We start from the raw sequence: 18,192 nt of genomic DNA, 5'->3' as shown, positions 1-18,192 counted from the left end.
CGCGGTTTCGGTCGAAGCCCCACGTTGTTTCGCCGGGGTGACGAAGGCGCCGTGCGTGTTACGCGTCGATGAACTGCCGGATCTCCGGCCGGGCGATCGTTATCGTCGCGCAACCTTCCCCGGCGGCGGGAAACCGGCCGCGGCCGGACTTCCGGCGGCGGGCGCGGGGGCGCCGGGGCATGGGGTCCGGGCCCCTTCGGCGCACTCCCGCGGCCCCGTCGGGAACCTCCGGGCGAGACCTACGATTCCGGCCGGACCACCGGCACCGCGCACCGCTCCGCGGACGGTCTTTCGAATACGAGTCACAAAGGGCCGGACGGTCCTCCGACCACCCGGCCCGCACCTGGCGTACCCGCGCCGCCCGGTCGGCGGACGTACATGAAACCGGCCGCGGTCGGCCTTCCGATGACCTGGCATGGGGGAGCCGAGTCGGGCGGTTCGGGAAGGCCGGCCGCGGCCGGGGCCTGGGGTGGTCAGACCGCCTCGGCGGTCTCGGGGAGCTCGATGGCGAGCCGGTCGGTGAGGTCTATGACTTCGGCCAGTTCGCCGAAGTCGCGGACCGCCGTGTCGATCGTCTTTCGGATACGAGTGTTCACGCGCTCGGAGCGCACCTTCTTGGCGACGGTCATCGCCTCGGCCGCGAGCACCGCGCTCTGTTCGGGTTCGCGCTGCAGGAGGTGCACGGTGGCCATGCCGATGAGGTTGAGTGCGTACGACCGCTTGTGGTCGTCGTCCTTGGCGAAGAGGTCCACCGCCCGCTGCATGACGGGCTCGGCCAGCGAGGCGTAGGCGGGGCTGCGGCCGGCGACGTAGGCGAGGTCGCGATAGGAGTGCGAGTTCTCGCCGTACAGCTCGGCCTCGGAGAAGAAGCGGATCCAGTCCGGGTCCGGATCGTCCCATTCGTGTACGTCGGCGAAGGTGTCCTCGGCCATCCGGACGGCCCGCTTGCACTTCCCGGGCTGCCCCATGTTGGCGTATGCGCGGGCCTCCATCGCATACAGCATCGACTGGGTGCGCGGGCTCGCGCAGTCCCGGCTGCCGTACTGCGCGAGGTGGATGAGCTCCAGCGCGTCGTCGGGCCGGCCGAGGTGGATCATCTGGCGGCTCATGCTGGACAGCACGTACGAGCCGAGCGGCTTGTCGCCCGCCTCCTTCGCGGCGTGCAGCGCGAGCACGAAGTACTTCTGCGCGGTGGGCTGGAGGCCCACGTCGTACGACATCCAGCCCGCCAGCTCGGCCAGTTCGCCGGCGACCTTGAACAACTTGCGGGTGGTGGCCTCGGGTTGGGGCTCCTGGAGGAGGTCGGTCACCTCGTGCAGCTGCCCCACGACCGCCTTGCGGCGCAGGCCGCCGCCGCACTGGGCGTCCCACTTGCGGAACATCGCCGTGGTGGACTCCAGCAGCTCCAGCTCCGGCTTGGAGAGCCGCCCGATGTGCCGGGAGGAACCCGCCGGCTCGGGCTCCGGCGGGAGGGCCGAGGGGCCGGGGACCAGCCAGCGCTGCATGGGCTCGATGAGGGACGGCCCCGCGGACAGGGCCAGCGAGGTTCCGAGGAAGCCGCGCCGCGCCAGCATGAGGTCGCTGCGCGAGAACTCGCTGAGCAGCGCCACCGTCTGCGGGGCCGTCCAGGGCAGGTCGACGCCGGACACGGACGGTGCCTGGCGGGCGGCGCGCAGGCCCAGGTCCTCGACCGAGACGACACAGCCGAAGCGCTCGGAGAACAGCTCCGAGAGGATCCTGGGGATCGGCTCGCGCGGGTTCTCGCCGTCCAGCCAGCGGCGCACGCGGGAGGTGTCCGTGGAGATGTGGCTGGCACCCAACTGGCGCGCCCGGCGGTTCACTTGGCGCGCCAGCTCGCCCTTGGACCAGCCGCTGCGCACGAACCACGAGCCGAGCAGCTCATTGGGGCGCTTGTCCGTACTGGCCGCGGTCGTCCCGCCTCCGCCGTTGCCGCCCACTGGAACGCCCCCATCCCTGGAACCACTTGTCGCCGCTGTGCGCCAAGCCCTATCAGAATGCCGGTAAATACGGCTTCCCGTCCCGCACTTGTCACCCTTCGAACGAGATGACGAGTTGCCTCCGGCATACCCACGAGTGCATGTGCCCCGAGGGCTTGTGCACTCAAAGTAATCCTACGATCACCCGTCCAGCCACGGCGATCCCGGAAACGCCACCATTCGCCACCCCTTCGAATGAACCTACGGTTGCCCGCACGCGATTCACTTGACATAGGACGGCCGGAGGTGGGCGCAGCGGTGCACGCAGGGGCGCGTGCCGCCCAACACACCCCCCTGGATGCTCCTGGGCGCCGCCTGGACCCAGCGGCACCGGGTAGGCGTGGACGCAGAGTGACGATCCGCATCCGCCTCGTAACCACCGGTGCGTCGGACCCGTTGGAGGGGGCATGGGCTTCACGATCGGCAGCAGCCGGGGTATCCGCGACATCCGGTCCGGCACGCGCCGCCGCGGCCGCACCTCGGAGTGCACGGCCGTGGCCGAGTTCACCGGGCTGTGGGGCTGGGACGTGGTCGCGGGCGCGCGGGCCGCGGGCGGCGCGTGTTCCTGCGGCGACACCAAGTGCACCGCGCCGGGCGCGCATCCGCTGGCCTTCGCACCCGAGGTGCGGGCCGGCGCGACCCTCGACGAAGTCACCGAGGCCTGGGCCGAGTTGCCGGGCGCGTCGGTGATGCTGCCGGTGGGCCGCGCCTTCGACGTCATCGAGGTGGCCGAGCCCGCGGGCCGACGCGCACTGGCCCGCCTGGAGCGGATGGGCCTCCCGCTCGGCCCGGTCGCGGCGACCCCCGACCACCGCGCCCACTTCTTCGTCGCCCCCGGCGCAGCCGCCGAACTCCCCTCCCTGCTCTACCGCATGGGCTGGGACGACCCCACCTCCCTCGACCTCCGCGGCCTGGGCCCCGGCACCCACATCACCGCCCCGCCCTCCGACAGGGGCGGCCTGGGCCCGGTCCGCTGGCTCCGCTCCCCCGCGTTGGACTCAGCGACAAAGCCCCCGGCGGCACGCCTGTTGCTGGGCACGCTGGCGTACGTGGCACACAGGTCGCGCGCATAGGTCGTAGAACGACGAAGTGCCCTTCTCCAAGCTGGAGAAGGGCACTTCGTCAATGGGGGGCAAGTCGAGCGCCCCTTCAGGGGCGCGGGGAACTGCGCGACCAGCCCCCACCGGCCGGCAGTCGAAAACCCACCGAACCCACGGAACGTCAGTCGCCGATAAGGGCGTCAACAAACGCCTCCGCATCGAACGGCGCCAGATCATCCGCGCCCTCTCCAAGGCCAATCAGCTTCACCGGCACACCCAGTTCACGCTGCACGGCGATCACGATGCCGCCCTTGGCCGTCCCGTCCAGCTTCGTCAGAACGATCCCGGTGATGTCGACGACCTCGGCAAAGACCCGCGCCTGCACCAACCCGTTCTGCCCGGTCGTCGCATCGAGCACGAGCAGGATCTCGTCCAGCGGCGCATGCTTCTCCACGACCCGCTTGACCTTGCCGAGCTCATCCATGAGCCCGGTCTTCGTGTGCAGCCGCCCGGCCGTGTCGATGAGGACGACGTCGACCCCCAGCTCCTTGCCCTCCTTCACCGCGTCGAACGCGACGGAGGCGGGATCCCCGGCCTCGGGCCCGCGCACGGTGTGCGCACCGACCCGCTCGCCCCAGGTCTGGAGCTGATCCGCGGCGGCGGCCCGGAACGTGTCGGCGGCGCCGAGCACGACGGTCCGGCCGTCGGCCACGAGCACGCGGGCGAGCTTGCCGGTGGTGGTGGTCTTGCCGGTGCCGTTGACCCCGACGACCATCACGATGCCGGGCTTGCGGTCCTCGGGCTCGGTCTTCACCGTGCGGTCGATGTCGGTGCCGACCAGCTTGAGCAGTTCCTCGCGGAGCAGCGCGCGCAGCTCCTGCGGGGTCCGGGTGCCGAGCACCTTCACGCGCTCGCGCAGCGCGTCGACCAGTTCCTGGGTGGGCGCGACGCCGACGTCGGCGGTGAGGAGGGTGTCCTCGATCTCCTCCCAGGTGTCCTCGTCGAGGTGCTCGCGGGACAGGAGCGTGAGCAGCCCCTGGCCGAGCGCGTTCTGCGAGCGGGAGAGCCGGGCGCGCAGCCGGACGAGCCGTCCGGCGGTCGGCTCGGGGACCTCCAGTACGGGGGGTTCCTCGACGGCGACCGGGGCCGAACCGTCCGGAAGATCCACCTCCTCTATGGTCCGGCGCGCTTCGTCGCGCGGCGTCTCGGCCTCGTCGCCGATGTGCGGCTCGGCCGGCGGGGCGGTGATGTCGGGCACGGAGGTGGGCGGCGGGGGCAGCGGCTTCTTGCGCCGGCTGCCGACGACGAGCCCGCCGAGCGCACCGAGCACGACCACGGCGATGACTACAGCAAGGATGACGGTTTCCATAACCCACCCAGTATCAGCCATGGGCCTCGCCGGGGCCCAGCGCGGGCACGCGGCCGGGTCGTCGCCGTCACCTTCGCCCGGCCTCGAACCGCTGTAGTCATGGCCATGGCCATCTGACATACCGTCAGCTAACGTCCCCCACCACACACGGAAGGGGGACCTCCCATGCCCGTCTCGGTCGTCCGCTTCAACCTCGTCGAACCCGGCGCCACCCCCGCCTCGCTGAGCGCCCGCTACCGGGCCGCCCTGGAGATGACCAGGTACGCCGACGAGCACGGGATCACCACCGTGCAGACGGAGGAGCACCACGGCGTCGCCAACAACTGGATGCCGTCGCCGTTCGCCTTCGCGGGCGCGGTCTTCGGCGCCACCCGGCACATCGCGGTGACCGTCTCCGCGGTCATCGGCCCGCTGCACGACCCGCTCCGGCTGGCCGAAGACATCGCCGTACTGGACCTGTTGAGCGGCGGCCGGCTGGTGACCGTCGCCGGGATCGGCTACCGCCCGGAGGAATACGCCCAGTTCGACGTGGAGTGGAAGCAACGCGGCAAGCTCCAGGACGAGTTGCTGGAGACGGTCCTGAAGGCGTGGTCCGGCGAGGAGTTCGAGTACCGGGGCCGTACCGTACGGGTCACCCCGCGCCCCTTCTCCGACCCGCACCCCCTGCTGCTGGTCGGCGGCTCGTCCAAGGCCGCCGCGCGCCGGGCCGCCCGGCTCGGCCTGCCGTTCTTCCCCAGCGCGCATCTGCCCGACCTGGAGGCCTACTACAAGGACCGGCTCGTCGAGTACGGCACCGAGGGCTGGACCATGATGCCGGGCGCGGAGACCCCGCTGCTGCACATCGCCGAGGACCCGGACCGGGCCTGGACCGAGTACGGCGCGCACTTCCTGCACGAGGCTCGGACCTACGCCTCCTGGCAGTCCGGGGAGATCCGCTCGGCGGTGAAGTCGGGGGCCACCACCGTGGCCGAGCTGCGCGCGGAGGGCGTGTACCGCATCCTCACGCCGGACGAGTGCGTGGCGCTGGGCCTCGACAACCTCGTACTGCATCCGCTGGCGGGCGGGATGCCGGTGGAGGAGGGCTGGCGCAGCCTGCGGCTGTTCGCGGAGCGGGTGCTGCCGGGGCTCGGGGAGTGAGCACGGAGTGACTCTTACCCGTAACCGGTGGACCGGCCGGTCCACCGGTGGTCCACTGCGGTCATGACCTTGGCAGTGGATGTGTTCCTGCGTGACGCGGACGGCCAGTGGAACGTGCTCGACGTTCCGGAGGGGTGCAACGACTCGGCCGGCTTCGAGAACTGGCGCGAGACCGTGTGGGGTTCGCCGACCGTACGCGCGCTCGGTGCCACGTATCTTCCCGTGCTGGCCTCCAGCGACCTGTACGTCGAGGCCGCGGACGTGCCGGAGTTCCTGCGGGAGGTCGCGCTGCTGCGGGCGCATCTCGAAGCCGTCGCCGCGGCCGTGGGAGAGACTCCCGACCTGGTCGGGAGCCGCCTCGACAACATCGAGTCGGCCGCCCTGCGCGCCCGGAAGATCGGCGGCGGCGTCCTCATCTGGTGAAACAGGGTTTCGGGGAGACGGGCGGCGGGGGATGGAGCCCGCCTCCCCGAGCTTGTGGGAGGGCCGGTCAGCCCATGTCCTCCAGCTTCTTGCCCTTCGTCTCCTTCACGAACTTCAGGACGAACGGGATGGAGAGCGCGGCGAAGACCGTGTAGATCACATAGGTCGCGGAGAGGTTCCAGTCGGCCAGCGACGGGAAGCTCGCGGTGATGGCCCAGTTGGCGATCCACTGCGCGGAGGCGGCGACACCGAGGGCGGCGGCGCGGATCTTGTTCGGGAACATCTCGCCGAGGAAGACCCAGACCACGACACCCCAGGACAGGGCGAAGAAGAGGACGAAGACGTGGGCCGCGATCAGCGCGGTCCAGCCCTGCGCGGAGGGCAGCTTGCCGTCGACGAGGTGGTAGGAGAAGGCCCAGGCCTCCAGCGCGAGACCGACGACCATGCCGACCGAACCGATGAGAGCCAGCGGCTTGCGGCCGATGCGGTCCACGAAGATCATGGCGATCACGGTGCCGATGATGTTCACGATCGACGTCGTGAAGGAGTAGAAGAACGACTCCGTGGGGTCGACGCCGACCGACTGCCACAGCGTCGAGGAGTAGTAGAACGCGACGTTGATGCCGACGAGCTGCTGGAAGGCCGAGAGGCCGATACCGACCCAGACGATCGGCTTGAAGAAGAAGCCACCACCGCCGAGCAGGTCCTTGAACGTCGACTTGTGCTCGCTCTTCATCGCGTGCTCGATCTCGGCGACGCGGGCGTCCAGGTCGAGGGCGTCGCCCTCGACCTCACGCAGCACCTCGTGGGCGCGGTCCAGCTTGCCCACGGAGATCAGGAAGCGCGGGGACTCGGGGATCGCGAAGGAGAGCAGGCCGTAGAGAACGGCCGGGATCACCATGACGCCGAGCATGACCTGCCAGGCCTCGATGCCCATGAGCTTGCCGCGCTGGTCGCCGCCGGCGGCGTTCAGCAGCGCCCAGTTGACCAGCTGCGAGATCGCGATGCCGATGACGATCGCGGCCTGCTGGAAGGAGCCGAGGCGGCCCCGGTAGGCGGGCGGGGAGACCTCGGCGATGTAGGCGGGGCCGATGACCGAGGCCATGCCGATGGCGAAGCCGCCGATGATCCGCCAGAAGGCGAGGTCCCACAGCGCGAAGGGCAGCGCCGAACCGACGGCGCTGATCGTGAACATCACCGCGGAGATCTGCATACAGCGGATACGGCCGATACGGTCGGCGATGCGCCCGGCGGTCGCGGCACCGATCGCACAGCCGATCAGGGCGATCGCGATGACCTGGGCGAGGGCCGCCGAGCCGATGTCGTAGCGACTGCGGATCGCCTCGACGGCACCGTTGATCACGGAACTGTCGTAGCCGAAGAGGAAGCCGCCCATCGCGGCCGCCGCCGCGATGAAGATGACGTGCCCGAGATGTTCGGGATGAGCCGACGACCCGGCTCCTGACTGAGGTGCCTGCGCAGTGCTGGTCACGTGTAACTCCTGAGGCCACCGGCGTCGCTGCCGGGGTGCGGGGGGCGACCCTTCCAGTGGCGCACAGCTTCCCGCCGCCCACCACCTGAAGGTAAAAGCAACGCTGAAGAGACTATGCCTTCAAGTTTCGAAGTCAACAGGGGGTCTCTTGTGAGCTTCGACGCCACAGATAGCCGCAGGTGACGGCAATGCATTCAAGACTTGAACACTTGATGGAAGTTCATGGAGGCCCATGGAGGTCTAGCGAAGGCGCTGGGAGATGACCTTCGAGACCCCGTCGCCCTGCATGGAGACGCCGTACAACGCGTCGGCGACCTCCATCGTGCGTTTCTGGTGAGTGATCACGATCAGCTGCGAGGCCTCCTGCAGCTCCTGCATGATCCGGATCAGCCGCTGCAGGTTGGTGTCGTCGAGCGCCGCCTCGACCTCGTCCATCACATAGAACGGGCTGGGCCGCGCCTTGAAGATCGACACCAGCAGCGCCACCGCGGTGAGAGACCGCTCCCCGCCGGAGAGCAGGGAGAGCCGCTTGACCTTCTTGCCCGGCGGACGGGCCTCCACATCGACACCCGTGGTCAGCATGTTGTCGGGATCGGTCAGGATCAGCCGTCCCTCGCCACCCGGGAACAGCCGGCTGAAGACACCCTCGAACTGGAGGGCCGTGTCCCGGTACGCCTCGGTGAAGACCTGCTCGACGCGCTCGTCGACCTCCTTCACCACTTGAAGCAGGTCGGCACGGGTCTTCTTCAGGTCCTCCAACTGCTCGCTGAGGAACTTGTGCCGCTCCTCCAGCGCCGCGAACTCCTCCAGCGCGAGGGGGTTCACCTTTCCCAGCTGCTGGTAGGCCCGTTCGGCCGACTTGAGCCGCTTCTCCTGCTCGGCACGGTGGAACGTACGGGGCTGGTTGCGCGGGTCCTCCGGGTCCTCCGGCAGCACCTCGCCCTCGGCGGCGAGCGAGGGCGGCACGAGCTGATGCGGCCCGTACTCCTCGATCAGCCCCGCAGGCTCCACCCCCAACTCCTCCAGCGCCTTGGTCTCCAACTGCTCGATCCGCATCCGCTTCTCGGCACCGAGCACCTCACCCCGGTGCACCGAATCCGTCAGCTTGTCGAGCTCGCCCTTGAGGTCACGCCCCTGATTACGGGCGGCGGTCAGCTCCTGTTCCCGCCGTGCCTTGGCGGCATCGGCGGCGGTGCGCTCCGCGTCCGCACGGCCGAGGGACACCTCGACATGGGCAAGCAGTTGCCGCGCCCCGAAGGCAACGGCCTCCGCCACAGCGGCCTCATGCCGCAGCCGCGCGAGCCGCTGCTCCGCCCGCGCCCGCGCCTCACGCTCCGCGCGGGCTCCCCGGTCCAGCGAATCGGCCCGCCCGGCAAGCCCCTTGACCCGCTCCTCGTGCGTACGGACCTGAAGCCGCGCCTCCATCTCGGTCTGCCGGGCGTTGGCCCCATCAGCGGCAAGCCGATCCCGCACGGAGGTATCGGGCTCCTCCTCAACCGGCAACTCCTCGGCCACAGCCAGCCGTTCAGCCAGCACTTCAGCCTCTTCCACCGCCTTGTCGAGCGCGTCCTGCGCCCGTGCGGCAGCAGCGGCGGACCGTTCCGCCTCACCCGCGGCCCCACGCGCCTGCCCGGCCAGCCGTCCCAACTGCTGCGCTACGGCCGACTTCTCGCGCTCTGCGACCCGCCGCCGCTCCCCCAACTCCTCTACCAGCGCGGCGCATTCCTTGCGGCGCTCGGCTGCGGACTGCTGGGCGCCGGTCAACTCCTCGCAGCGGACGGCCAGTTCTTCCAGTTCGGCGGCGGCTTCGTCCACGGAGGCCTGGACTTCGAGGAGGCTGGGGGCGCCGGCGGAGCCACCGTGGGCGAAGTGGGCGCCGAGGAGGTCGCCTTCGGCGGTTACCGCTGTCAACTCCGGGTGCGTATATACGAGTTGCTCGGCGTCTTCGAGGGTGTCCACGACGACGATGTTGTGAAGGAGGCGGCGGACTGCGGGCATGAGGTCTGCGGGGGCGCGGACGAGATCTGCCGCGAAGGGTTGCTGGGCGGCTGCGGGTGCGTCGTGGCTGGTCGCGCCGTTCCCCGCGCCCCTACAGGGCGCCTCAGTGGTCGGCGTCGAATGGTCAACGCCCCCTGCCAGCAACAGCGCTGCCCTGCCGCCGTCCTGTTTGCGCAGCAGTCTGATCGCGTCGGCCGCCGAGGACGGTGTCGTCACGGCGATCGCGTCCGCCGCCGCGCCGAAGGCGGCGGCGAGCGCCACCTCATGGCCCGGGGTCACCGTCAGCAGTTCCGCCGCCGGGCCCAGCAGGCCCGTGAGGCGGTCCCGGGCGCCGAGCAGTATCCCCGTGCCGTCCTTCCGCCGTAGGCCCAGTGCCAGTGCGTCGCGGCGGGCCTGGGTGGCGGCGCGTTGGCGTTCTGCGGCTGTGGACGCCTCGCGGGCGGCGGACTGGGCGGCTTCCGCCTCCGACAGTGCGGCCCGGGCCGCCCTGTGCTGCTCGGAGAGTTCCTCGTCTCCCGCGTCGAGGCCGTCGACCTCGGCCTGGAGTGTCTCGTACTCCTCCTGTGCGGCCGTTGCCCGTTCCTGGGCCTCGTCGCGGGCGGAGGCGAGGCGGTCGATCTCCGCCTGGGCGGAGGCGGCGCGCGAACGGGCCGCGTTGACCTGGCCGTTGAGCCGGGCGAGGCCCTCGCGGCGGTCGGCGATGGAGCGCGCCAGGTCCTTCAACCGCCGTTCCTCGGCGGTGAGTTCACGCTCCAGATCGGAGCGGTGGGCGACCGTGTCCTCCAGGGCGTGCTCGGCCGCCTCCAGGGCCGCTTCCAACTCGGCCTCCTGCTCGCGGATCCGGGCGGCCTCGCGCTCCATGTCCTCGGGGTCGCGCCCCCGTCTTTCCTCGGGCGGCGCCGAGGTCGCGCTCTTCACGCGGGCGTCGGCCAGTGAGATCGTGCCGCGTACCCGCTCGGCCAGCTGGGACAGCTCGTACCAGGTCTGCTGGGCGCGCTGGAGTCGCGGGGTGAGCTGCCGTACCTCGTCCTCCAGGAGCCCTTCGCGCTGGAGCGCCTTGCGCAGCTCCAGTTCGGCGGCTTCCTTGCGTTCCTTCAGCGCGGCCTCGTCGGCGATCTCGGTGTTCAGCGCCTGGCGGAGCCGTACGAGATCGTCGGCGAGCAGGCGGAGGCGGGCGTCGCGGAGGTCCGCCTGGATTACGGCGGCCCTGCGCGCGACCGCCGCCTGGCGGCCCAAGGGCTTGAGCTGGCGCCGGAGTTCGTCCGTGAGGTCCTGCACGCGCGCGAGGTTGGCCTGCATCGCGTCCAGTTTCCGCAGCGCCTTCTCCTTGCGCTTGCGGTGCTTGAGGACGCCGGCCGCTTCCTCGATGAAGGCGCGGCGGCCCATGGGGTCGGCGTGCAGGACGGAGTCGAGCTGGCCCTGGCCGACGATGACGTGCATCTCGCGGCCGATGCCGGAGTCGGAGAGGAGTTCCTGGATGTCGAGGAGGCGACATGTGTCGCCGTTGATCTGGTACTCGCTGCCGCCGTTGCGGAACATGATCCGCGTGATGGTGACCTCGGCGTACTCGATGGGCAGCGCCCCGTCGGAGTTGTCGATGGTCAGGGACACCTCGGCGCGGCCCAGCGGGGGGCGGCCGGTGGTGCCGGCGAAGATGACGTCCTCCATCTTGCCGCCGCGCAGCGACTTGGCGCCCTGTTCGCCCATGACCCAGCTGAGCGCGTCCACGACATTGGACTTGCCCGAGCCGTTCGGACCGACGACGCACGTGATCCCCGGCTCGAACCGGAGCGTGGTCGCCGAGGCGAACGACTTGAACCCGCGCAGGGTCAGGGCCTTGAGGTGCACGGCGCTGGACTCTACCTTCCGCTGCTCGCTCTCTCCATGAACGTCCGGTTCCCCGCGGTTTCGCCCTTGAACGTGCAGGGCACACCAAACGTTAAAGAGGGTGGAGGCTTGCGGGGGAAAGAAAGAAGGGACGCCGAAGCGTCCCTTGCAAACTCTGACAACTTAGCGGTTGATGCAGGCCGCCCAACCACTGCTTGTCATGATGCGGTGCAGTGATCAGGTGAGCGCGGGCTCCGCCTGGCGTGCGTCGAGCTCGAGAAGCGAATCGTGAGTTGCGGCAGCCGTCAGCGCGTCGTTCTCTTCCTGGATCCGTACGAGCTCGGATTCCAGGTCCTGGACGCGCTGCTGGAGCCGTCGCATCTCGGCGAGGAGTCGCGGGTCGGAGCCGCCGACGTAACCGAGAAGCGCCTTTGCCATGATGGATGGTCCTCCACACTGAGTGACCGACCGAAGCGGTGTGGGTCGTGAGGGAATCGCACCCGCGATGCTTGACACACTCGAGGGTTTCTCTGCTGTTCTTCCATGCCAAACAGCTAAGGTGCGCGGGGTTTTCAGCGTCTCACCAAAATGTTTGACGGTCAACACGATCACGCCCCGTATTGGCGGCGACCCGGGGGTGCGCGGCCCTGACCGGGCGGCGCTACGGCTCCTGCGGGGCCTGACGGGACTGGCGATCATCCTTAGGTGCGGAGCCTGCCAGAGCGAGTCGTTCTTGGCAACCACCAGGCTCTTTCTGCTGTGGGCAGGTGCAGGTGGCATGTCCCTCCGCTTCCGTCAGGGCCGCTTTACACCTTTTCGCAGAATGTGCTCAGCGGATCGCGAAGCCGTCGTAGCCGCCGCGAGGTGTGTCCCAGATCTCGGTGACGCCCTCCACGCGCCCGGGCGTGTCGTGCCCCTGGAGCCAGCCGAGGAGTCCTTCGCAGCCCTCGCGCGATCCCTCCGCGACCACTTGCACGCGTCCGTCGCCCAAATTGAGAGCAAAACCACTCAGGCCCCCGATCTCCAGAGCCTTGGCACGGGTAAACCACCGAAAACCCACACCTTGCACACGCCCTCGCACCCAGGCGACCAACCGCACATCCTCGCTCATGGCTGCAACCTAACCGGCCAATGTCTCTCCGGGCACTTGCTCCCCACCCGCCATGCGGTACCGTCCGCCCCAATGAATCTCATATGAAACTCACTCGATCGAGTGAGCTGGGTCACCGCACGGACGAGTTGACCGCAAGGACGAAAGGCAAGGACATGGGACGCCACCGACGCTCCGCCGCCGGCCGCGCCGCCACGAGCCGCGCCACGGGGGTCACAGAGACGCACGGCTCATACACGAGCGGCTACGACCCGCACGACTCGTACGACTGGAACGACCGCTCCGACCGGAACGACCGCTTCGACTGGAACCCGGCGGACGGCTCCACGATCGGCATGGCTCCCTACCTGCACCCGGAGCGCCCCGCCGAGTTCCACCCGAACCACCAGGCTCACACGAGTCACCAGCCTCAGGCGCACCACGAGGCACCTCCGAAGTCCGAGGCCCGATTGCGGGCCGAGTCCCGCCTGAAGGCCGACACCCGGCTGAAGAGCGAGGCCTACCTCTTCGCCAGCGAGGAGGACTACGCCGTGGTCTTCCCCGAGGCGGCCGGCGCCTCCTCCCGGGGTGACGGTTCACGCCCGGGCCGTGGCCGCCGCCGTAAGCGCAAGAGCGCGACGCCGGTCAAGACGGGCCTGCTCGGGGTCTCCGCGGCCGTCGCCATCGGCACGGTCGCGGTTGCCGCGGGTGCCATGCCGGGGCTGGACAACTACAAGCTCGGCGGCGGCAACAACAGCGACAAGGTGCAGGCCGCCGGCTCGCCGTCCAACTCGGCGACCGAGCAGGGCGGCACCTCCGGAAGCGCGGAGTCCCGTGACTCCGGCTCGTCCACGAGCCGTGACGCGAACCGCGCGGCCTCCCCGTCGGCGGCTCCGTCCAAGTCCGCCACGGCTCCCGCCACCAAGGCACCGGCGAAGAAGCCTGCGGCCACCCCGACCGAGGAGCCGACGACCAAGGCTCCCTCGGCGAAGCCCACCACTCCGGCGCCCACGCAGTCCGCCGACGCGCCGGTGACGGTCTCCGCGGAGGCCGCCGCCGAGGCCGAGGTGCTCAAGCTCGTCAACGAGCAGCGGGCGATCGCCGGCTGCACCCCGGTGGCCGCCAACAGCTCGCTCACCACGCTGGCCGAGAACTTCAGCCAGCAGATGGCCGACGAGGACTTCTTCGACCACACCGACCCCAGCGGGGCCACCCCTTGGGACCGGGCGGAGAAGCTCGGCATCACCAACCTCGGCGGCGAGAACATCGCCCGCGGCCAGGCGGACGCCGCCGCGGTCATGGACGCCTGGATGAACAGCCCCGGCCACAAGGCCAACATCCTGAACTGCGACTTCAAGACCCTGGGCGTCGGTGTGCACATGGGCACCGGTGGTCCGTGGTGGACGCAGGACTTCGGGTACTAGTCCGACCGGCCAGGACAGGGAGCGCTAACCAACGGTTAGTGCTCCCTTCTGGTTAGCGCTGCGTTCGCGTACGCTGAAGAAATGGACACCACCCAGGAGCGTACGGAGGAGCAGAACTTCCCGTACAGCGTCTTCGCGAAGGCCTGTCCCTCCCGAGGCACCCTGGAGCACGTCACGGGCCGCTGGGGCGGACTCACCCTGTGCGCGCTGCACGAGGGCTCGCTGCGCTTCAACGAGCTGCGGCGGCGCGTCGACGGCGTGAGCGAGAAGATGCTCTCCCAGACCCTGCACCAGCTGGAGCGCGACGGCCTGGTGCTGCGCGACGCCCAGCCGACGAACCCGCCCCGCGTGGACTACGAACTGACCCCGCTCGGCCACGGCGTCGCCGAGCGCCTGATGGGACTCGTCGACTTCGTCGAAGGCCGCATGGACGACGTCCTGGCGGCCCGCACACGCTACGACGCGACACGCGACGGTCTCTGAGACGCTGTGCGGCGCTAACCGCGCGGTGGCTTCTGGCACTTGGGGCAGAAGTAGCTCGACCGGTTCATCCACGCCTGCCGCTTCATCGGCGTACCGCAGCGGCGGCACGGCAGACCCTCGCGGCCGTACGCGTCGAGCGAGCGGTCGAAGTAGCCCGACTCGCCGTTCACGTTGACGTACAGGCTGTCGAAGCTGGTGCCGCCCACGTCGAGGGCCGCGGTCATCACATCCCGTGCGTGGCCCAGGAGTTCGGCGGTGCGCGGGCGGGTGAAGGTCGCGGTCGGGCGTTCGTAGTGGACGCGGGCCCGCCAAAGGGCCTCGTCCGCATAGATGTTGCCGACTCCGCTGATCAACGACTGGTCGAGCAGGGCCCGTTTGATGGTCGTGCGCTTGCGGCGCAGCGCCTGGTGGAACAACTCGTCGTCGAACAAGGGGTCCAGGGGGTCACGTGCGATGTGCGCGATGACGTCCGGCAGCCCGTCCGGGGTGGTGTCGTGCAACGACAGCCCGCCGAAGGTGCGTTGGTCGACGAAGCGGAGTTCCGTACCGAGCGTGTCGGCGAACCGGACCCGGATGCGCAGGTGCTTCTCGTCGGGGAACTCGTGCTGCTGGACGAGGAGTTGACCGCTCATCCCGAGGTGGGCCAGCACCGCCTGGTGAGTTTCCTCCAACGGCAGCCACAGGTACTTGCCGCGGCGGCTCGGGGTGCCGATGCGATGCCCCTTGAGCCGGTGCGCGAAGTCGTCGGCGCCGGCGACATGGCGTCGTACCGCACGCGGATGCAGTACCTCGGTGTCGCTGACGGTGCGCTGGGCGACCCACCGCTCCAGACCCCGCCGGACGACCTCGACCTCGGGCAACTCGGGCATGGCATCCCCTGCTGGTCACGGGTGAATGAGCCGAGCGCCCGCCCCACTCGGGGACGGGCGCTCGGGTCGCGCTGTTCGGTCAGGCGGACGCCGACGACGGGCCGGCGCTCTCCTCGGCAGGCTGCTCAGCGGCCTCGACGACGACCTCGACGGCCTGTTCGGCCGCCTCCTTCGCCTTCTTGGCCCGCTCGTCCGCGTCGGCCCGGATGGACCGCCAGGCGGACTCGGCGGCCTGCTGCTCCGCCTCCTTCTTGCTGCGGCCGGTGCCGGTGCCGTACGAGACGCCTCCGACGCGGGCGGCAGCAGTGAAGGTCTTCTCGTGATCGGGGCCGGTCTCCGTGACCAGGTACTCGGGGACACCGAGTCCTTCGGTCGCGGTGAGCTCCTGGAGACTGGTCTTCCAGTCCAGGCCGGCACCGAGGTTCGAGGACTTCTCGATGAGCGGGTCGAACAGGCGGTGCACCAGTTCGGAGGCCGCGTCGAGGCCCTGATCGAGATAGACCGCGCCGATCACCGCTTCAAGGGTGTCGGCGAGGATGGACGCCTTGTCCCGGCCACCCGTGCCCTCTTCGCCCCGGCCGAGCCGGATGAAGGAGCCGAGTTCCAGACCGCGACCGACCTCCGCCAGCGCACGAGAATTGACCACCGCGGCCCGCAGCTTGGCCAGTTGGCCTTCGGGCAGGTCGGGGTGGGTGGTGTACAGCGTGTCCGTGACGACGAGGCCGAGCACGGAGTCCCCGAGGAACTCCAGCCGCTCGTTCGTCGGCAGACCGCCGTTCTCGTACGCGTACGAACGGTGGGTCAGCGCACGCACCAGAAGGGCGGACTCGAGGTGATACCCGAGCCGCCCTTCCAACAGCGTGGGGGACGAGGCCGTGTCCGCCTGGTTCTTGGCGATTGAGTCCGCCTTGACGTCAGACATGGAGCCTCTCACCAGCCGCTCAGACCTCGAGGACCTGGCGCTTGTTGTACGTGCCGCAAGAAGGGCACGCGATGTGCTGCTGCTTGGGCTCGTGGCAGCGCTCGCACGCAACCAGAGGGGTGACCGCAGCCTTCCACTGCGACCGGCGGTGGCGCGTGTTGCTGCGCGACATCTTCCGCTTCGGAACAGCCACGGCTACTTCTCCTGCTTCTCGTTGGCGCGCGCCGGTCGGGGCGCTTCGCCACTGATCTCGTCCTTCTCGCCGTCTTCGAGTGAACCGGCGAGTCCCTGCAGTGCCGCCCAACGGATGTCGACGGCGTCATGGTGGTGGTCCAGGTCGTCCGCGAGCCGCGCTCCGCATTCGGAGCACAGGCCCGGACAGTCGTCCTGGCACACCGGCTGCATCGGCAGTGCGAGCACCACCGCATCGCGCAGCACGGGTTCGAGGTCGAACAGGCCGTCCTCGATGAAGAGCCTGTCCTCGTCTTCCTCGGCGTCGTCGACCGGTTCCGCTTTCACACGGCCACGGTCGTCGGCGTCAGGGTACGAGAACATCTCCTGGAATTCCGCTTCGAGCGACAGCTCAAGCGGCTCCAGACACCTTACGCACTCCCCCTTGGCCTGTGCACGGGCGGTGCCTGTGACAAGCACCCCTTCCATGACCGACTCAAGGCGGAGGTCGAGCTTCACCGGGGCGCCTTCCGGCACTCCGATGACTCCCTGGATCCCGAGATCCTTGGGAGCGTCGATCGAACGGGTCAGGCGCTGCAGCGCACCAGGACGCCGCCCCAGCTCGTGAGTGTCGAACACGAGAGGGTTGCGGTGGTCAAGGCGGGCGTTCAGGGCCATTCCTGTCTTTCGGTCTGCTGAGCTCAAGGAGCGCTGCCCTTCGGTGCTTCCGGGCAGCGTGGATCGCGGACGTACACGCGACCGAAGAGCCAGGATACTGGACCTTTCGCTCACGGCCCAATCCGGTGGTCCCTTACAGGCCTCGGCCCTGCTCGTACGCCCGAAGCTGCTCGGCGCTGATCATGCCGGTGTCGAAGAGGCTGGTCTCGTCGAGCGCGTAGCCCTGCTGCCCCTGGGCCTGCTGGGGGTCGAGCTGGGCCTGCTGCATCTGGTTCGGGTCGTACACGGGCTGCTGGCCGGTGTCGTAGCCCTGGTAGGCGTAGGGGTCGGCCTGCTGGTAGCCGTAGGGGTCCTGCTGCTGGGGCTGGGCGTAACCCTGCTGCTGGTAGCCGTACGGATCCTGCTGCTGGCCGGTCTGCTGGTAGTCGTAGGCCGCCTGCGGGGCGTAGTCCTGCTGCTCGGGCTGGACCGGGGTGTTCGAGACCGGGGTGTCCGTGACGGTCGCGAGGTCGGCGAGGTAGTCGGCGTCGCTGGTGTGCTGGACCTGGCCGCCGTCGGCGTCGAAGGCCAGGGCGCCGAGGTCGTCACTGGCGATCCGGCCGTGCAGCTTCTGCCGGCCCTTCCCCACGGCCTCCAGGGTCTTGGCGAGGACCGCCTCGAAGGCGCCGAGCTTGACGTCCACGTACGCGTCGGCGTCGCGGCGCAGGGTCTCCGGGTCGTGGCTGCGCTCGGGGGCGTCCTCGTCCTCGTAGCCCTGGTCGTCGATGCCGGGACCGGTGCCGAGCAGCTTCTCGCGGCCTCGCCCCACCGACCCGAGGGTCTTGGTGAGGACGACCTCGAAGTTGGCGAGCTTGGAGTCGACGTAGTCGTCGGCCTCCGCGCGGACCTCCTCGGCCTCCTGGCGGGCCTCGGCGAGGATGCGGTCCGCCTCGTTCTGCGACCGGCGGGCGACCTCGGTGTCGGAGATCAGCGAGCCACGCTCGGCGTGCGCGGTCTGGATGATCCGCTCGGCCTCCTGACGGGCCTGCTCGACCATCTCGTGCCGGCCGCCGATCAGCTCCTGCGCCTCGGCCAGCGAGTCGGGCAGCGCCGCGCGCACCTCTTCGAGCAGCGTGAGCAGCTCGGCGCGGTTGACCACGCAGGAGGCCGACATGGGCATGGACCGGGCGCTGGAGACCGAGGAGACGATCTCGTCGAGCTTCTTCTGCACGTCCACCGTGTGCTCGCCACTCTCTACCGACGTGTTGGAGACGGACGGGTCGACTGTACGAC

At 69.6% G+C, this 18,192-nt stretch carries 16 protein-coding genes; 5 read left to right on the top strand and 11 right to left on the bottom strand.

Annotation, left to right across the window (positions count from 1 at the left end):
- Window positions 1-473: 473 nt before the first annotated feature.
- Complete coding sequence (locus OC490_RS18865; RefSeq protein ID WP_262059118.1) at window positions 474-1,958, bottom strand: hypothetical protein; 1,485 nt, start codon at window positions 1,956-1,958, stop codon at window positions 474-476.
- A gap of 446 nt (window positions 1,959-2,404) precedes the next feature.
- Between OC490_RS18865 and OC490_RS18860 the strand changes: the two genes are divergently transcribed.
- Window positions 2,405-3,070 carry a bifunctional DNA primase/polymerase gene (locus OC490_RS18860; protein ID WP_262059117.1) on the top strand — a complete coding sequence of 222 codons (666 nt, stop codon included), beginning with the start codon at window positions 2,405-2,407 and terminating at the stop codon, window positions 3,068-3,070.
- A gap of 148 nt (window positions 3,071-3,218) precedes the next feature.
- Here the strand turns inward: OC490_RS18860 and ftsY are convergent, their stop codons facing one another.
- Entirely contained in the window at window positions 3,219-4,406 is a 1,188-nt protein-coding gene (gene ftsY / locus OC490_RS18855; RefSeq protein WP_262059116.1) for a signal recognition particle-docking protein FtsY, read from the bottom strand.
- A gap of 165 nt (window positions 4,407-4,571) precedes the next feature.
- Here ftsY and OC490_RS18850 point away from each other — a divergent pair, with 165 nt between their 5' ends.
- Window positions 4,572-5,543 carry an LLM class flavin-dependent oxidoreductase gene (locus tag OC490_RS18850; protein ID WP_262059115.1) on the top strand — a complete coding sequence of 324 codons (972 nt, stop codon included), beginning with the start codon at window positions 4,572-4,574 and terminating at the stop codon, window positions 5,541-5,543.
- 63 nt (window positions 5,544-5,606) lie between these two features.
- A complete protein-coding gene (locus OC490_RS18845; protein ID WP_262059114.1) occupies window positions 5,607-5,966 on the top strand; it encodes a hypothetical protein in 360 nt (119 codons plus the stop codon).
- 67 nt (window positions 5,967-6,033) lie between these two features.
- Here OC490_RS18845 and OC490_RS18840 read toward each other — a convergent pair whose 3' ends face one another.
- From OC490_RS18840 to OC490_RS18825, 4 genes are all read right to left on the bottom strand, one after another.
- Window positions 6,034-7,458 carry a sugar porter family MFS transporter gene (locus OC490_RS18840; protein WP_262059113.1) on the bottom strand — a complete coding sequence of 475 codons (1,425 nt, stop codon included), beginning with the start codon at window positions 7,456-7,458 and terminating at the stop codon, window positions 6,034-6,036.
- Between the two features lie 240 nt (window positions 7,459-7,698).
- Window positions 7,699-11,304 carry a chromosome segregation protein SMC gene (smc, locus tag OC490_RS18835; protein ID WP_262059112.1) on the bottom strand — a complete coding sequence of 1,202 codons (3,606 nt, stop codon included), beginning with the start codon at window positions 11,302-11,304 and terminating at the stop codon, window positions 7,699-7,701.
- Window positions 11,305-11,520: 216 nt separating this feature from the next.
- Window positions 11,521-11,721 (bottom strand): hypothetical protein, encoded by a 201-nt coding sequence (locus OC490_RS18830; protein WP_019068749.1) that lies wholly within the window; start codon window positions 11,719-11,721, stop codon window positions 11,521-11,523.
- 391 nt (window positions 11,722-12,112) lie between these two features.
- Entirely contained in the window at window positions 12,113-12,394 is a 282-nt protein-coding gene (locus OC490_RS18825; RefSeq protein ID WP_262059111.1) for an acylphosphatase, read from the bottom strand.
- Window positions 12,395-12,549: 155 nt separating this feature from the next.
- Here OC490_RS18825 and OC490_RS18820 point away from each other — a divergent pair, with 155 nt between their 5' ends.
- Together OC490_RS18820 and OC490_RS18815 are read left to right on the top strand one after the other, a co-directional pair.
- Entirely contained in the window at window positions 12,550-13,797 is a 1,248-nt protein-coding gene (locus OC490_RS18820; protein WP_262059110.1) for a CAP domain-containing protein, read from the top strand.
- Between the two features lie 81 nt (window positions 13,798-13,878).
- On the top strand, window positions 13,879-14,280 hold the full coding sequence (locus tag OC490_RS18815; RefSeq protein WP_262059109.1) for a winged helix-turn-helix transcriptional regulator: 402 nt from the start codon (window positions 13,879-13,881) through the stop codon (window positions 14,278-14,280).
- Between the two features lie 14 nt (window positions 14,281-14,294).
- On the opposite strand, the gene mutM is transcribed toward OC490_RS18815, so the two are convergent.
- The 5 genes from mutM to OC490_RS18790 all read right to left on the bottom strand — a co-directional run bounded on the left by mutM (window position 14,295) and on the right by OC490_RS18790 (window position 18,136).
- The gene (gene mutM, locus OC490_RS18810; RefSeq protein WP_262059108.1) at window positions 14,295-15,149 is read right to left on the bottom strand and encodes a bifunctional DNA-formamidopyrimidine glycosylase/DNA-(apurinic or apyrimidinic site) lyase; all 855 of its coding nucleotides are present in this window, start codon (window positions 15,147-15,149) and stop codon (window positions 14,295-14,297) included.
- A 79-nt stretch (window positions 15,150-15,228) separates the two neighbouring features.
- Window positions 15,229-16,071 carry a ribonuclease III gene (gene rnc, locus OC490_RS18805; RefSeq protein ID WP_410098708.1) on the bottom strand — a complete coding sequence of 281 codons (843 nt, stop codon included), beginning with the start codon at window positions 16,069-16,071 and terminating at the stop codon, window positions 15,229-15,231.
- A gap of 19 nt (window positions 16,072-16,090) precedes the next feature.
- Window positions 16,091-16,264: a 50S ribosomal protein L32 gene (rpmF, locus tag OC490_RS18800; protein WP_015657589.1), complete on the bottom strand. Its 174-nt coding sequence runs from the start codon at window positions 16,262-16,264 to the stop codon at window positions 16,091-16,093.
- A 2-nt stretch (window positions 16,265-16,266) separates the two neighbouring features.
- Window positions 16,267-16,920, bottom strand: coding sequence for a YceD family protein (locus OC490_RS18795; RefSeq protein ID WP_262059106.1), 654 nt, complete (start codon window positions 16,918-16,920; stop codon window positions 16,267-16,269).
- A gap of 133 nt (window positions 16,921-17,053) precedes the next feature.
- Window positions 17,054-18,136 carry an ATP synthase F0 subunit B gene (locus OC490_RS18790; protein ID WP_262059105.1) on the bottom strand — a complete coding sequence of 361 codons (1,083 nt, stop codon included), beginning with the start codon at window positions 18,134-18,136 and terminating at the stop codon, window positions 17,054-17,056.
- Window positions 18,137-18,192 lie beyond the last annotated feature (56 nt).

This window comes from Streptomyces sp. STR69 (assembly GCF_024519455.1).
GTDB lineage: Bacteria > Actinomycetota > Actinomycetes > Streptomycetales > Streptomycetaceae > Streptomyces.
Note: the sequence above shows the minus strand (reverse complement) of the source record. Positions and strands in the feature narration are given on the sequence as shown.

Coding starts and splice junctions, on each gene's coding strand:
- OC490_RS18860 (WP_262059117.1), top strand. CDS start 2,405: ATGGGCTTCACGATCGGCAGCAGCCGGGGTATCCGCGACATCCGGTCC.
- ftsY (WP_262059116.1), bottom strand. CDS start 4,406: ATGGAAACCGTCATCCTTGCTGTAGTCATCGCCGTGGTCGTGCTCGGT.
- OC490_RS18850 (WP_262059115.1), top strand. CDS start 4,572: ATGCCCGTCTCGGTCGTCCGCTTCAACCTCGTCGAACCCGGCGCCACC.
- OC490_RS18845 (WP_262059114.1), top strand. CDS start 5,607: ATGACCTTGGCAGTGGATGTGTTCCTGCGTGACGCGGACGGCCAGTGG.
- OC490_RS18830 (WP_019068749.1), bottom strand. CDS start 11,721: ATGGCAAAGGCGCTTCTCGGTTACGTCGGCGGCTCCGACCCGCGACTC.
- OC490_RS18825 (WP_262059111.1), bottom strand. CDS start 12,394: ATGAGCGAGGATGTGCGGTTGGTCGCCTGGGTGCGAGGGCGTGTGCAA.
- OC490_RS18820 (WP_262059110.1), top strand. CDS start 12,550: ATGGGACGCCACCGACGCTCCGCCGCCGGCCGCGCCGCCACGAGCCGC.
- OC490_RS18815 (WP_262059109.1), top strand. CDS start 13,879: ATGGACACCACCCAGGAGCGTACGGAGGAGCAGAACTTCCCGTACAGC.
- mutM (WP_262059108.1), bottom strand. CDS start 15,149: ATGCCCGAGTTGCCCGAGGTCGAGGTCGTCCGGCGGGGTCTGGAGCGG.
- rnc (WP_410098708.1), bottom strand. CDS start 16,071: ATGTCTGACGTCAAGGCGGACTCAATCGCCAAGAACCAGGCGGACACG.
- OC490_RS18795 (WP_262059106.1), bottom strand. CDS start 16,920: ATGGCCCTGAACGCCCGCCTTGACCACCGCAACCCTCTCGTGTTCGAC.